A 12,638-nucleotide genomic window follows, 5' to 3' on the forward strand; every position below is an offset into this window, starting at 1 on the left:
GGGTGACAGAATAGCTCATGAGTGATCATCCCGAGCTAGCCGGCAAGCTCCCGCTGGAGTTCTTCCGGCAACTACCCAAGACCGATCTGCACGTCCACCTCGACGGCTCCTTGCGCCTCGAGACGATCATCGATCTCGCCCGCAGCAACCGCGTCGAGCTCCCGACGTACGAGCCGTCGGAGCTGCGCCGGGTGATGAACCTGGGCCAGAACTGCGGCTCGCTCGTCGAGTACCTCAAGGCGTTCGACATCACGCTGCGCGTCCTCCAGACCGAGGAGGCGCTCTACCGCGTCGCCTACGAGCTCGCGGAGGACGCCGCGCGCGAGAACGTCCGTTACATGGAGGTCCGCTACTCGCCGATGCTGCACACCCGCCTCGGCCTGCGCCTCACGAGCGTCGTCGAGGCGGTGCTCTCGGGGCTCCGGGCGGCGCGCGACGCGCTGGGCATCGAGAGCAACGTCATCGTCTGCGGCATCCGGAACATCTCGCCGGAGTCGTCGCTGGAGATGGCGGAGCTCGCGGTGGCCTACAAGAGCCGCGGCGTGGTCGGGTTCGACCTGGCCGGCGCCGAGTACGACCACCCGGCGAAGCACCACAAGGCGGCGTTCCAGCTCGTGCGCCAGAACAACATCAACTGCACCATCCACGCCGGCGAGGCCTACGGCCCCGAGTCGATCGCGCAGGCGCTGCACGTCTGCGGCGCGCACCGGATCGGCCACGGCTGCCGCCTGCGCGAGGACGGGGGCCTGCTCCATTACATCAACGATCACCGGATCCCGCTCGAGTGCTGCCCGTCCTCGAACGTGCAGACCGGCGCCGTGCGCGACCTCGCCTCGCACCCGCTCAAGCTCTACCAGAGCCTCGGGCTGCGCGTGACGGTCAACACCGACAACCGGCTCGTCACCGACACGACGGTGTCGCACGAGCTCTGGCACTGCCACACGAAGATGGGATTCGGCCTGAAGGAGATCAAGTCGACCATCGTGGCCGGCTTCAAGAGCGCCTTCCTGCCGTTCCACATCAAGCAGGGCTACCTCCGCCGCGTGACCGAGGAGCTCGAGCGCTTCTCCGCCGACGGCTCGATCCGCCCCGCCCCGCCGCCGGCGCCCCCTGGCCACGAGATCCTCGAGCTCACCCCGATGGACGGGAAGGACGGCCGGCAGGCGGCGCAGACGCCCGTCGAGAAGGCCCCCAACTGACGCGCTGGCCGCCCCGCGCGGCGAGGGCGGCCGCCGGGCGCGCCCGGGTGGAGCTCAGCCGCCCTTCCACTCGGTCCGCTGCACCACGGGCAGCTGCAGCGCGCGCTCCCGGTCGAGATCGAGCGATCCGAGGTGGATCGCGATCGGCGACTGCACCCACTTGAAGATCGATCTCGAGAACAGGGTCGCGAACTTCTCGGCCCACGCCCGCAGCGCGGCGGGGTCCTTGTCCGGGAACAGGCTGGGGAGCGCGGCGGCCAGCTCGTCGGCGGCGAGCTTCTCGGCGCCGTAGAGGTAGAGGCACGCGTCGAGCACCTCGAACGGCATGAGCTCGGCTTCCCCCGACTGGTTCTCGGCGAGCTCCGGCCCCGCCGTCGTGGCGAGCGTCTGCTGGATCCCCTTGAAGCCGAAGCGCTGCGAGAGGCGCTCGATCAGGGCGATGACCACGGTCTTCGGGAGGTTGGCGATCACGCTGAACGCCCCCTCGAGATCGCCGCCCACCGTGGTGTAGCCGAGCGCCTTCTCGCTCATGTTCCCCGTCTGCAGGAACAGCGCGCCGCTCGTGTTCGCCCAGTTCCACATGCGCCCGCCGCGGATGCGCGCCTGCACGTTCTGCCGCGTGAGCTCGGTGAGCTGCCGGCCCTCGCCGACCATCGCCTGGGCGGCCTCGAGCTCCCGGGGGAACGCGTCCTCGATCGGGATCACCGCGAACGAGGCGCCGAGATCGTCGGCGATCTGCGCGGCGGCCCGGTGCGTCGCGTCGCTGGAGTAGCGCGACGGCATGAAGAACGCGTGGAGCGACGCCTTCATCTGCGCGCGCAGCGCCTCGCCCTCGAGGCCCGGGTGGAGGAGCTGCACCGCCCGCCAGGCGACGAGCAGCGTGAGGAGCGAGTCGCGGCCGCCCGAGAGCGCGAGGCCGATGCCCTTGAAGGCGCCGATCTTGCGGTAGTAGTCGGCCACGCCGAGCGCGAGCACCTCGTAGAAGTCGTCGAGCAGCTCGTCGCGCGCCGAGATCGCCGGCAGCGCCGCCGAGGGCAGGAACGGCGTCGTGCCCGGCGGCGGGGCGGGGTAGGCGAGCCGCGAGCGGTCCGCCGTCTGCCCGGGCGCCCGGAGGACCTCCACCATGTGCGGGGAGGCGCGGCGGAACTCCTCGAGGTCGCTGCGCCAGGTGCTCGCCTCGCGGCGGCAGCGCGTCGTCCGGTCGAGGTCGACCACGGCCGCGGCGTACCCCTCGCGGAAGCGCGGCGCCTCCAGCATCGGGCGGCCGTTCTGGTTGATGAACCCGCCGCCGTCGAAGACGAGCCCGTCGTTGCCGCCGACCAGGTTCGCGTAGGCGATGGTGCACTGGTTGTCGGCCGCGCGGGTCGCGATCATCTCGCGCCGGGTGCCCGTCACCCCGGCGCGGAACGGCGACGCCGAGATGTTGCAGACGATCTCGGCGCCCGCGTAGCAGCGGCGCCGCATCGGCCCGTCGGGCGACCAGATGTCCTCGCACACCTCGACGGCGATCGTCCCGAAATCGAAGGCGAGGATGCGGTCGCCGCAGATCACGCCGTCGGCGTCGAGCTCCATGAACGGCATGCCGCGCGAGAACGTGCGCGCCTCGTAGAAGATGTTGTAGGTGGGCAGCTTCTCCTTCGGGGAGAAGGCGAGCACCTGGCCGGCGTGGACGATCGCGCCGGCGTTGAAGAGGTCGCCCCCCACGCCGACGGTCACGCCGATGACGAACACGGTGCGGAGCGACGCCGTCTCCTCGGCGAAGCGGCGGAGCTCGCGCTGCTGGCTCGCGACGAACGCGGGCCACTGCACGAGGTCCTCGGACGCGTAGCCGCCGATCACCTGCTCCGGGAAGACCGCCAGGGTGACGTCGTCGCGCGCCATCGAGCGGGCGAGCGCGAGGCACCGGTCGGTGTTCGAGCGGACGGCGCCGACGGTCGCGTTGACGTTGGCGATTCCGATCTTGACGAGTCGCATCGGGCGGCAGCCTAGCGCGGCAGCACGGCGCTGAGCAGGGCGAAGAGCTTGTCGATCTCCCCGGGCGTCACGCGCCGGTTCGCCTTCACCCGGTCCCCCTCGGCGAAGAACTCGACCGGGTCGACGACCCGGACCGTCACGATGGCGATGCGGAACGAGGTCGCGCGCTCGATCTCCGCGTTGAGGAAGGCCGCGTCGCGGGCGGCGTCCTCGGGGCTCGCGCTCGCCCCGTCGAGCGCGACCTTGGCGCCGCCATCCTTGGTCAGCGTCACGGCGGCCTCGAGCGACCTCAGCGTCGGCGGCACGCGGGGCGCCTCGCGCGGCCCCCGCAGCGTCCGCGCCGGGTCGATGGCCGCGGCGAGCGCGGCCTCCTCGCCGACCGGCTCGGGGAAGCCGCCCGTGCCGATGAAGCGCCGCGCCTCGCGCGCCCGCGAGACCGGCAGCACCACGAGGAAGTTCGGCTCCACGGTCGCCACCACGCGCGTGTGCCCCTTGAGGGTCACGCGCACGGCCGGCACGCCGAGCCCGCCCTCCTCGGCGCCCGGCGGCTGGCTGCGCGAGAGGAGCGTGTCGAGCCCCGTCTTCAGCCGTTCGGGCGGCACGTTGTGCTCGAGGACGATCACCGCCTCGTGGGCCGCGTCCGCGCGCGGCGCGGTGATGAAGGCGCGCTCGAGGTCCCGCTCCGGATCGAGCCCCGTGCCGGTGAGCACGGGGCCCCACAGATCGAGCGCCGCGAGCCGCGCCATGATCGGGTGGCCGCGGGTCCGGTCGGCGAAGACGAGCACCGAGACCTTCCCGCCGGCGATCGACTGCGCGATCGCGGCCGCGTTGCGCGGCTTCGGCGGCGGCGGCGCCTCCGCGCCGACCGGCGCCGCAGGCGACGCGGAGCCGCACGCGACGGCGGCGAGGGCGAGGCCGAGCGCGAGGAGCCGCAGCGGCAGGAGGCGCACCGCGGCGAAGAGCCCTTGACGAACGGACGGCATCACCCACGCGACGTTACCGGCACCCACCCGATCCCGCCAGCGGGCAAGCCTCCCCGCGGGCGCGCGCCGCTCGGCGAGGCGGCCATCCCTCTTCCTCGCGACGGGACCTGGAGTAGGATGCCCCTCCCGCGGTCCACGCCGAGCTCGTGCGCGCCGCATGGATCCGTGTCTCGCAACGCGGCGGACGCGGAGCCCGACCCACGTTGAAGAGGAGTGTCACCCCATGGCGGTCCGTCCATCCGACCTGCACGCGATCCCCCTGTTCGAGAGAATCACGGAGGACCACCTCGACGAGCTGATGAGGGCGTTCCAGCGCCAGGAGGTCCCGTCCGGCCACGTGCTCTTCGAGGCCGGGAGCGCGCCGGCGCACCTGTTCCTCCTGGTCCAGGGCGAGGTCGCGCTGCTCGAGGGGGGCGAGACGCGCTTCCGCCTGAGCCCCATCTCGCCGATCGGCGAGCTCGGCGCGCTCACCGGCTTCCGGCGGACGACGACCGCGGTGACGACGCAGCCCTCGGAGATCTGGCGCATCGGCGTCGCCGAGCTGCAGGACTTCTTCGAGGGGCACGGCGACGTCGCCTACCCGTTCTACAACAACCTGCTCAACGTCGTCGCCGGCAAGATCCGCCGCGACGCGCGGCGGCTCGAGGAGGTCCGCGCGAACCTCATCCGCACGCAGCGGGCGATGAAGCGGCTGCTCGAGCTCGTGCTCGACAGCGAGGAGACGCCGCTCAGCAAGGTCATCTGCGCGACGCTCGAGGAGCTCATCGAGAAGAACCGGCGCTCGCACTACATGGTCGAGCCGGCGCACACGCTGAAGAGCTCCGTCCGCCTGGACAGCGGCGCGCTCGTCCCCGTGGTCGAGCTCTCCGACGGCTGGCTGCGCCTCGCCGGCCTCCGCGACGCCGCGAAGGGCGCGCACTGGAGCGGCGTGCTCATCCTGCCCGCGCGCGAGATCCCGGTGAGCGGGACCATCGACGCGATCGACGATCACGGCGCGCTGGTGAGGCTCGATCTCCTGATCGACGAGTACGCCGCCGCGCTCCAGGATTACCTGACGCGCCTCCAGATGCTGGATTTCGTGGTGTGAGCTCGCGCCGCGCGGCCGCGCTCCGCGGCCGCCGCGCGCCCTCGCCGCGCCTCGCCGCGCCTCGCCGACCGCTCCCTCGCGCGCGTCGCCGCGCCTCGACCTCGCTTCGATCGCCCTCGGACCGCGATCGGACCCGTCGTCAGACCGTCGACGACCGTTGCCAGGATCGCGCCGGGTGATCTACGGTTCCCCGAGCGCACGCTCCTCGGAGCGCTGAGCCGAAGTGGCGGAATGGCAAACGCGGCGGATTCAAAATCCGCTGTCCTCACGGGCTTGTGGGTTCGAGTCCCACCTTCGGTACCGATGCGGAATCCCTGGACGAAGCGCCTCTGCGCGGAGCTCGTCCTCTGCTGGCGAGCGCGCTCGCGGCTCCGGGCCATTCCGGCGAGGTGAGGCGCCTGCGATCGATCGTCGGCTGTCTTGGTCGTAGGACGGCGGGGGGCCACGGCGCGGCGGGGGCCGGCCGTCCGTGACGTCGGGCGAGCGTGGACGCCGCGGTCCGCCGGAACAAGCCGCCAACGGGCTGCTACGCTCGGCGCGCATGTCGCGTCGGAGCGGAGGTATCGAGCGGCTGGGCGCGTTGATCCAGCGGGCGTCGTCGCTGTCGGCGCCGACGGAGGTCGACACCGCGCCGATGCCGTTCCGCGATTGGGAGGCGGCCGTCGGGTCCCGGATCGCCGCGCGCGCGCGGCCGCTCAAGCTGGAGCGCGGCGTCCTTCACGTCCGCGCGGCGAGCTCGACGTGGGCGCAGGAGCTCTCGATGCTCGGCGACGTGATCACCGCGCAGCTCCGCGCGCGCGGCCTCGCGGTGCAGTCGCTCCGGTTCCGCGTCGGCAAGGTGGAGCCGGTCGCGCGCCCGCCGTGGCGCGAGGAGGTCCGCCCCGCGCCGAAGGAGGCGCCGCTCCCGTCCGAGGTGCGGCGGGAGCTCGGGAAGGTCGCCGATCCCGATCTGCGCGACGCGATCGCCAAGGCCGCCGCGAGGAACCTCGGCTGGCAGGAAGCGGAGGCGAGCGCGAGCGCGAGCGCGCGCCCTCGCAACCCGCCGCCGGCCCCCGCCGCGGCCCCGCCGCAGCCCTCCCGGGCGCCGGCGCTGGCGACGCCGTCGACCTCTCGGCCGACCGCGCGCGCAGCCGCTCGCGACGCCGCGCCGCCGGCCCCGCGCGCGTCGCCGCCGGCCCCGCGCGCGTCGCCGCCGGCCCCGCGCGCGTCGCCGCGGGCCTCCGCGCCGGCGACCGCGGCGCCGGGCGACGAGGCGGCGGCTACTTCGCCGCGACCAGCCGCTCGAGACCCTCGATCCGCTGCATCAAGAACCGCTCGGTCGGACCGAACGAAGGAGCCATCCGGCGCAGGTCGTCGAGGTAGATCCTGAGCGGCTGGATATCGAGCGACTTCACGCGGCGGACCACGGTGTAGAGCTCGTCGACCACGGGGCCGGGCAGCGGGCGGCGCGCGATCGTGAAGAGCTCGAACGCGTAGTTGACCCACGTGCCCTTGGTCGTCGCGCCCGCGAGGCGGGCCGCGTAGCGCGCGGCGAGCTCCGCGGCCGGCATCTCCAGCGGCACGTTCGTCCGCGCGCGGCTCAGGATGTCGATCAGCACGGTCTGCAGGATGCGCTCGGCCTCCTCGCTCCGCCCCATCGCGAGCGCCTTGTCGGCGAGGCTCGCGAGCAGGCGCAGCGACTGGAAGCCCTTGGAGCCGCCGTCGCCCGTCGGGCTCGTGAGCTCCGTCGGGTCGTCCGACATCTTGCGCATCTCGGTCATCGCCAGCGCGCCGAGCGTCGCGGTCGCGCGCCGGAACTCGACCCCGTAGGCGTCGTGGGGCCGCGACTCCTCGCCGCCGTAGAGCAGCATCTCCTGGCTGCCGATGATGATGCGGTCGCCGTCGACCAGCTCGCGCTGGCCGGAGATGCGCGTGCCGTTGACGTACACGCCGTTCCTGCTCTCGAGATCGAGCACGGCCACGCCGTCGCTGCGCACCTGCAGCGTGGCGTGGCGCCGGGACACCAGCGGATCGTCGAGCGAGAGCTGGCAATCGCCGCTCCGGCCAATCACGAAGGGCCCTTCGGGGAGCTCGAAATCGTGCGCCAAGTACCGGAGGCGGAAAGGCATGGTCTATTTCAGTGCGCCGAGGCGCTCGAGCCCTTCGATTCGCTGGAGGATGAACCGCTCCGCCGGGGTACGTTCTCCCGCACGCTCGCGGAGCCGCTTCGCGTAGCCACGAAGGATGGACATGTCGACGGCCTTCACCTTGCGCAGGACACTATACAGCTCATCGACGAGGTAGGCGGGAAGCAGGAGCTCGAGCCGCGTGTTCAGCTCGAAAATATAGTTGATCCACGACCCCCGGGTGGTGGCGGCGGCGAGGCGGGCGGCGTACGTGCTGGCCTTCTCGACCAGCTCGGGCTGGACGGCCCCGACGCCCCCCTCCCGCGCCTTGGTGAGGATGTCGTTGAGCGAGCGCTGGAGGATGCGCTCGGCCTCGTCGACGCGCCCCAGGGCGAGCGCCTTGTCGGCGACGCTTCCGATGAGGCTCAGCGCGTGCACGCGCTTGTCGGGGTGCTGCGGGATCAGCCCGGGCAGCGACCTGCGCGAGGCGATCGCCGTCGCGCCGTCGTCCTCGCCCGAGGACATCTCGCTCATGTCGACCGTGCGCGCGTTCTGCTGCCGGGTCCATATCGGCGCGCTCCGCGGCGAGTGCGTCGAGCTCGGCTCGATCGCCCCGAGCAGGAACATCTCCTGCCCCCCGATCGCGATCTTGTCGCCGTCCGACAGGATCTGGCGGCCCGTGATCCGGGTCCCGTTGATGAGCACGCCGTTGCGGCTGCCGAGATCCTCGATCGCGACGCCGCCCTCGCCGACGGTCAAGAGCGCGTGCCTGCGCGACACCAGCGGGTCGTCGAGCGACAGCTGACAATCCGCGCTCCGTCCGATGAAGAACTCGCCGAGCGGCACCTCGAGATCGTGGGCGAGGTAGCGCAATCGGATGCCCATGATCGAGCCATACCAACAGCCCAACAGGCCGTCAAAAGCCAGCTTCCGGGCCGCGTTGCAAAGGTTTGCAAGCCCACAAGAACGCCCGTCGAGCGCGGACGGTGAAGTCCGCTTCCGTCGTACAGTATCACACCGTCATCACGCTGGCGGGCCCTGCGCGATCGACCTGGTCGGACCTCAGGGGTGGCTCGAGAGGACCCGGAGCAGCGTGAGGATGAGCCGCGGGTGGGCGAGCAGGCCATAGATCTTGAGGTCTCCGCTCGCCACGAGCCGCGCGAGCTCGCGGAGGGGGCCGCTCTGGCGGCGGTGCAGGAGGCCGAGCTTCGGGAGGCTCAGCCAGCGGTGGAACGCGATGTCCGGGAGCCGGAGCAGCGCCGCCTCGTCGCCGCAGAACGTGACGGAGGGGATGCCGATGGCGCCGTCGTGGATGGTGAGGCGCCCGTGATCGAAGCGCATCGTCATCGACGTGCCGGTGTCCTGCGCGACGACGAGCACCGAGCCGCGCAGCGCTCGGAAATCGGACACGCGCCTCGGATCGCGGCCGAGGTGCTCGCGGACGAGCCGGCCGAAGTGGGCGGCGAGGGCGTTGTCCTCCGCGCCCGGGGCAAGATCGACGATGGGCTCCATGGTGTCGCGCTCTCGCGTCGGGGGTGGCGCAGCGCCGCCCCCCGTCTCTCTGTGGCCGATGCGCTCCCCGGCAAGCCGCGTCGCCGCGCGCATCCGGCGGACGGCCTGGGCGGCGGTGGCGCGCCCTCGTGAGACGATAGGCACGACCGGCCGCCGAGGGTCAAGCGCGGCGCCGCGCGGGCGCCGCGCCTCACCCGGCGGCGCGCGCTCCGTCCACCCCGATGTCGCGGCGGAGCACCTTGCCGTCGAAGTCGATCGCGCTCACGGCGCGGAACGCGCGCTCCCGCGCCTCCGCGAGCGAGCCGCCCGCGGCGGTGACGGCGAGCACGCGGCCCCCGGCGGTCACGATCGCGCCGTCCCGCTCCGCCGTGCCCGCGTGGTTCACGAAGGCGCCCTCGACCGCGGCCGCGGCGTCGAGGCCGCGGATGACGTCGCCGGTCACGGGCGCCGTCGGGTAGCCGCGCGCCGCGAGGACCACGGTGAGCGCGTGCCGGCCGGGGGCGACGCGCGCCGCCCCGGGGTCGAGCGCGCCCGCCGCGGCCGACGCGCAGAGCTCGGCGACGTCGCCCTCGAGGAGCTCCATCAGCGCCTCGCACTCGGGATCGCCGAAGCGGACGTTGTGCTCGAGCAGGATGGGGTCCCCCGCCGGCGTGATCATCAGGCCCGCGAACAGCACGCCGCGGAAGGGCCTCCCCTCCGCCCGCATGCCGTCGATCGTCGGCCGGAGGATCTCGCGCTCGACGCGGGCGGTGAGCTCGGGGGTGACGCGGGCGCTCGGGGCGAACGCGCCCATGCCGCCGGTGTTCGGCCCGGTGTCGCCCTCGCCGACGCGCTTGTGATCGCGCGCCGCCGGCAGGACGAAGATCGCCTCCCCGTCGCTGAGGGCGTGCAGGCTGGCCTCCTCGCCGACGATCGCGTCCTCGAGGATCACGGTCGCGCCGGCGTCGCCGAAGCGGCGGTCCACGAGCATGTCCTTCGCCGCCGCGAGCGCCTCGTCGACGGTCGCCGCGACGACGACGCCCTTGCCGGCGCAGAGCCCGTCGGCCTTCACGACGATGGGCGCGCCGCGCTCGCGGATGATGCGGGCCGCCTCGTCGAAGGAGCGCGCGATCTGGAACGGCGCGGTCGGGATCCCGTGGCGGGCGGCGAACTCCTTGAGGAACGCCTTCGACCCCTCGAGGCGCGCCGCCTCGCGGCTCGGCCCGAACACGGCGACGCCCGCGGCGGCGAGCGCGTCGGCGACGCCGGCGCAGAGCGGCGCCTCGGGGCCGACGACGACCAGGTCGGCGCGCTCGCGGACGGCGAGCCGGGTCGCCTCGTCGGGCGACAGCGAGGCGAGGTCGGCGCGGCGGATCGGGGCGCGGCCCGGGCCGCCTTGCGCCTTGGTGCCGGCGTTCCCGGGCGCGACGATGACCTCGGCGACCGAGGGCGATCGGGCGAGCGCGCGCGCGAGGGCGTGCTCGCGCCCCCCCGAGCCGAGCACGAGGATGCGGCGATCTGACCGGCGTGGTTTCGCAGTGGAGCTCACGCACGCGCGCTACCACGCGGCGGCCCTCGCTGTCGAGGCGCCTCGCGCGGTCGCCCGTCCGGGAGGGGCTCCGCGGCGCCCGACATCGTGATAGAAGCGCCCGCAGGGCGCGCGGCGCGGCTCGGCCAAGGCCGCGAGCGCGCGCCGCCGGGCCCCCTCAGGCGGGGACCGGAGGGCGGATCCCTGAACATTCTGGAGGGGACAGCGGCGCGAGCCCCGGTGTCGAGAGGGCAGCGGGCGCGGATCCCCGCCGTGGAGACGAGCGATGACTCACCGGGCTTCGTGGGATGAATACTTCATGCGCATCGCCGAGGTCGTCGCGTCCCGGGCGACCTGCGACCGGAAGCACGTCGGCGCGGTGATCGTGCGCGACAAGAGCATCCTCGCGACCGGGTACAACGGCTCGATCCGGGGGCTGCCCCACTGCGACGAGGAGGGGCACCTCATCGAGGACGGCCACTGCGTGCGCACGATCCACGCGGAGGCGAACGCGATCATCCAGGCCGCGCGGAACGGGGTGCGGATCGACGGCGCGACGGTCTACGTCACGGCCTCTCCCTGCTGGGGGTGCTTCAAGATGATGGCGAACGCGGGCATCTCGCGCGTCGTCTTCGGCGAGTTCTACCGCGACGAGCGCATCTTCCGGTTCGCCACGGAGCTCGGGATCGAGCTCGCCCCGCTCACGCGGCGCGAGACGCCCGCCTGAGGCGTTGCGCGCGCGGGCGCGCGGTTGCGCGGGCCCTCGCGCAACTTGCGCGACGTCTCGCGCAACGCTCGGGCGACGCTCAGGCCTTGCGCGGCCGCGGCAGCCCGTACACGCGGATGCGCTCCACCAGCGTGCGCCGCGAGATCCCGAGCAGCGCCGCGGCGCGCGTCTGGTTGCCCATGCACTGCTCGAGCGCCTGGACGATGCGCTCGCGCTCGTGGGCCTCCATGGCGTCGCGCAGCCGCGTGGGGCCGGGGCCCGCGCCGTCGAGCGCGCCCTTCGCGCCGTCCGGCACGCCCCTCGCATTCCCGTGCGGGGAGCTCGGGGACGCCGCCGCCGGGGCGGGCGCCTGTGACGGTTGCACCGGAAGGGTAGGCTCATGCAAGGGACGGGCGGGATCGGCCAGCGGGGAGAGGAGCAGGTGCTCCGGCCCGATGGGCGCCCCGTTGGCGAGGATCACCGCGCGCTCGATCACGTTGCGCAGCTCCCGGATGTTGCCTGGCCAGCTGTGGCGCTGGAGCGCGACCAGGGCGGCGGGCGAGAGCGGGACGGCCGCGGCGCCCGCCTCGCTGGGGAAGAGCTCCTTCGCCGTGCGCTCCGCGAAGAGCTGCGCCAGCGCCGCGACCTCGCCGGGGCGCTCGCGCAGCGGCGGGAGGGTGAGGGTCACGCCGTTCAGCCGGAAGTACAGGTCCTGCCGGAACGCGCCGCGGCTCACCTCGGCCTCGAGGTTGCGGTGCGTCGCCGAGATGAAGCGGACGTCGATCTTCGTGGGGGTCAGGCCGCCGACCCGCATCACCTTCCGCTCCTCGATGACCCGGAGCAGCTTGGCCTGGATCGAGAGCGGCAGCTCGCCGATCTCGTCGAGGAACACCGTGCCCCCCTCGGCCGTCTCGAGCAGCCCCGGCTTCGCCCGGACGGCGCCGGTGAAGGCGCCGCGCTCGTGGCCGAACAGCTCGCTCTCGAGCAGCGATTCGGAGAGGGCGACGCAGCTGAGGCGCAGGAGCGGCCGGCCCGCGCGCGGCGACGCCTTGTGGATCGACTCGGCGAGCACCTCCTTGCCGACGCCCGTCTCGCCGAGGAGCAGGATGTTGATGGGGCCCTTCGCGACGCGCTCGGCCAGCGCGTAGACGGCGCGCATCGCGTCGTCCTTCACGATGACGTCCTTGCGCGCGCCCCGCTCGCCGTCCTTCTGCCGGAGGATGACGCGCGCGGCGCCCAGGTAGATCACGTCGCCGGGCGCGAGCTCGACGGCGCCGCGCGCGGGCGCGCCCTTGCCGACGTCGATGAGGCGCTCGGTCGCCGCGCTGCTGTGCCGGCTGCGCACGCGGGTCCCGTTGCTGCTGCCGAGGTCCTCGATCCGGAGCGGCGGGCCGAGGTGCAGCACCGCGTGCCGGCGCGACACCGAGGAGTCCGGGACGCAGATGCCGGCGTCCTCGTCCCTGCCCAGGACGACGCTCCCGGAGCGCGGCAGCTGCCGCGTGCTCATCGAGCTCTGGGTGATGATCAGGACCTCGAGCGGGCCACCATCGCGGGAAACAAACTCC

11 protein-coding genes and 1 tRNA gene are annotated in these 12,638 nt (G+C 73.2%); 5 read left to right on the top strand and 7 right to left on the bottom strand.

What is annotated here, in order from left to right:
- The first annotated feature begins 17 nt into the window (after window positions 1–17).
- Complete coding sequence (add, locus tag WME83_RS50800) at window positions 18–1,199, top strand: adenosine deaminase (protein ID WP_061622452.1); 1,182 nt, start codon at window positions 18–20, stop codon at window positions 1,197–1,199.
- Window positions 1,200–1,253: 54 nt separating this feature from the next.
- Here add and nadE read toward each other — a convergent pair whose 3' ends face one another.
- Both nadE and WME83_RS50810 read right to left on the bottom strand, forming a co-directional pair.
- The gene (gene nadE / locus WME83_RS50805) at window positions 1,254–3,173 is read right to left on the bottom strand and encodes an NAD(+) synthase (RefSeq protein ID WP_437316926.1); all 1,920 of its coding nucleotides are present in this window, start codon (window positions 3,171–3,173) and stop codon (window positions 1,254–1,256) included.
- An 11-nt stretch (window positions 3,174–3,184) separates the two neighbouring features.
- A complete protein-coding gene (locus tag WME83_RS50810; RefSeq protein WP_437316927.1) occupies window positions 3,185–4,156 on the bottom strand; it encodes a hypothetical protein in 972 nt (323 codons plus the stop codon).
- A 223-nt stretch (window positions 4,157–4,379) separates the two neighbouring features.
- On the opposite strand from WME83_RS50810, the gene WME83_RS50815 reads away from it, so the two are divergent.
- From WME83_RS50815 to WME83_RS50825, 3 genes are all read left to right on the top strand, one after another.
- A complete protein-coding gene (locus WME83_RS50815; protein ID WP_061622455.1) occupies window positions 4,380–5,243 on the top strand; it encodes a Crp/Fnr family transcriptional regulator in 864 nt (287 codons plus the stop codon).
- A gap of 217 nt (window positions 5,244–5,460) precedes the next feature.
- Window positions 5,461–5,543: transfer RNA gene (locus tag WME83_RS50820), tRNA-Leu, on the top strand.
- A gap of 241 nt (window positions 5,544–5,784) precedes the next feature.
- Window positions 5,785–6,612, top strand: coding sequence for a DUF721 domain-containing protein (locus tag WME83_RS50825; RefSeq protein ID WP_437316928.1), 828 nt, complete (start codon window positions 5,785–5,787; stop codon window positions 6,610–6,612).
- Here WME83_RS50825 and WME83_RS50830 read toward each other — a convergent pair.
- The 4 genes from WME83_RS50830 to purD all read right to left on the bottom strand — a co-directional run bounded on the left by WME83_RS50830 (window position 6,503) and on the right by purD (window position 10,343).
- Window positions 6,503–7,351 (bottom strand): FHA domain-containing protein, encoded by an 849-nt coding sequence (locus tag WME83_RS50830; protein ID WP_437316929.1) that lies wholly within the window; start codon window positions 7,349–7,351, stop codon window positions 6,503–6,505. The genes WME83_RS50825 and WME83_RS50830 overlap by 110 nt on opposite strands.
- A 3-nt stretch (window positions 7,352–7,354) precedes the next feature.
- Entirely contained in the window at window positions 7,355–8,233 is an 879-nt protein-coding gene (locus tag WME83_RS50835; protein WP_437316930.1) for an FHA domain-containing protein, read from the bottom strand.
- Window positions 8,234–8,410: 177 nt separating this feature from the next.
- Complete coding sequence (locus WME83_RS50840; protein WP_437316931.1) at window positions 8,411–8,860, bottom strand: hypothetical protein; 450 nt, start codon at window positions 8,858–8,860, stop codon at window positions 8,411–8,413.
- Between the two features lie 190 nt (window positions 8,861–9,050).
- A complete protein-coding gene (gene purD, locus WME83_RS50845) occupies window positions 9,051–10,343 on the bottom strand; it encodes a phosphoribosylamine--glycine ligase (RefSeq protein ID WP_437316932.1) in 1,293 nt (430 codons plus the stop codon).
- Between the two features lie 310 nt (window positions 10,344–10,653).
- On the opposite strand from purD, the gene WME83_RS50850 reads away from it, so the two are divergent.
- Window positions 10,654–11,094 (top strand): deoxycytidylate deaminase, encoded by a 441-nt coding sequence (locus tag WME83_RS50850; RefSeq protein ID WP_437316933.1) that lies wholly within the window; start codon window positions 10,654–10,656, stop codon window positions 11,092–11,094.
- Window positions 11,095–11,173: 79 nt separating this feature from the next.
- On the opposite strand, the gene WME83_RS50855 is transcribed toward WME83_RS50850, so the two are convergent.
- A complete protein-coding gene (locus tag WME83_RS50855; RefSeq protein ID WP_437316934.1) occupies window positions 11,174–12,580 on the bottom strand; it encodes a sigma 54-interacting transcriptional regulator in 1,407 nt (468 codons plus the stop codon).
- Between the last annotated feature and the right edge of the window lie 58 nt (window positions 12,581–12,638).

Origin of the sequence: Sorangium sp. So ce385 (assembly GCF_051474135.1) — a bacterium.
Classification (GTDB): Bacteria; Myxococcota_A; Polyangia; order Polyangiales; family Polyangiaceae; genus Sorangium; species Sorangium cellulosum_D.

What these genes read in the sequence shown, in the direction of transcription:
- add (WP_061622452.1), top strand. Translation starts at nt 18, where the DNA reads ATGAGTGATCATCCCGAGCTAGCCGGCAAGCTCCCGCTGGAGTTCTTC.
- nadE (WP_437316926.1), bottom strand. Translation starts at nt 3,173, where the DNA reads ATGCGACTCGTCAAGATCGGAATCGCCAACGTCAACGCGACCGTCGGC.
- WME83_RS50810 (WP_437316927.1), bottom strand. Translation starts at nt 4,156, where the DNA reads ATGCCGTCCGTTCGTCAAGGGCTCTTCGCCGCGGTGCGCCTCCTGCCG.
- WME83_RS50815 (WP_061622455.1), top strand. Translation starts at nt 4,380, where the DNA reads ATGGCGGTCCGTCCATCCGACCTGCACGCGATCCCCCTGTTCGAGAGA.
- WME83_RS50825 (WP_437316928.1), top strand. Translation starts at nt 5,785, where the DNA reads ATGTCGCGTCGGAGCGGAGGTATCGAGCGGCTGGGCGCGTTGATCCAG.
- WME83_RS50830 (WP_437316929.1), bottom strand. Translation starts at nt 7,351, where the DNA reads ATGCCTTTCCGCCTCCGGTACTTGGCGCACGATTTCGAGCTCCCCGAA.
- WME83_RS50835 (WP_437316930.1), bottom strand. Translation starts at nt 8,233, where the DNA reads ATGGGCATCCGATTGCGCTACCTCGCCCACGATCTCGAGGTGCCGCTC.
- WME83_RS50840 (WP_437316931.1), bottom strand. Translation starts at nt 8,860, where the DNA reads ATGGAGCCCATCGTCGATCTTGCCCCGGGCGCGGAGGACAACGCCCTC.
- WME83_RS50850 (WP_437316933.1), top strand. Translation starts at nt 10,654, where the DNA reads ATGACTCACCGGGCTTCGTGGGATGAATACTTCATGCGCATCGCCGAG.
- WME83_RS50855 (WP_437316934.1), bottom strand. Translation starts at nt 12,580, where the DNA reads ATGAGCACGCGGCAGCTGCCGCGCTCCGGGAGCGTCGTCCTGGGCAGG.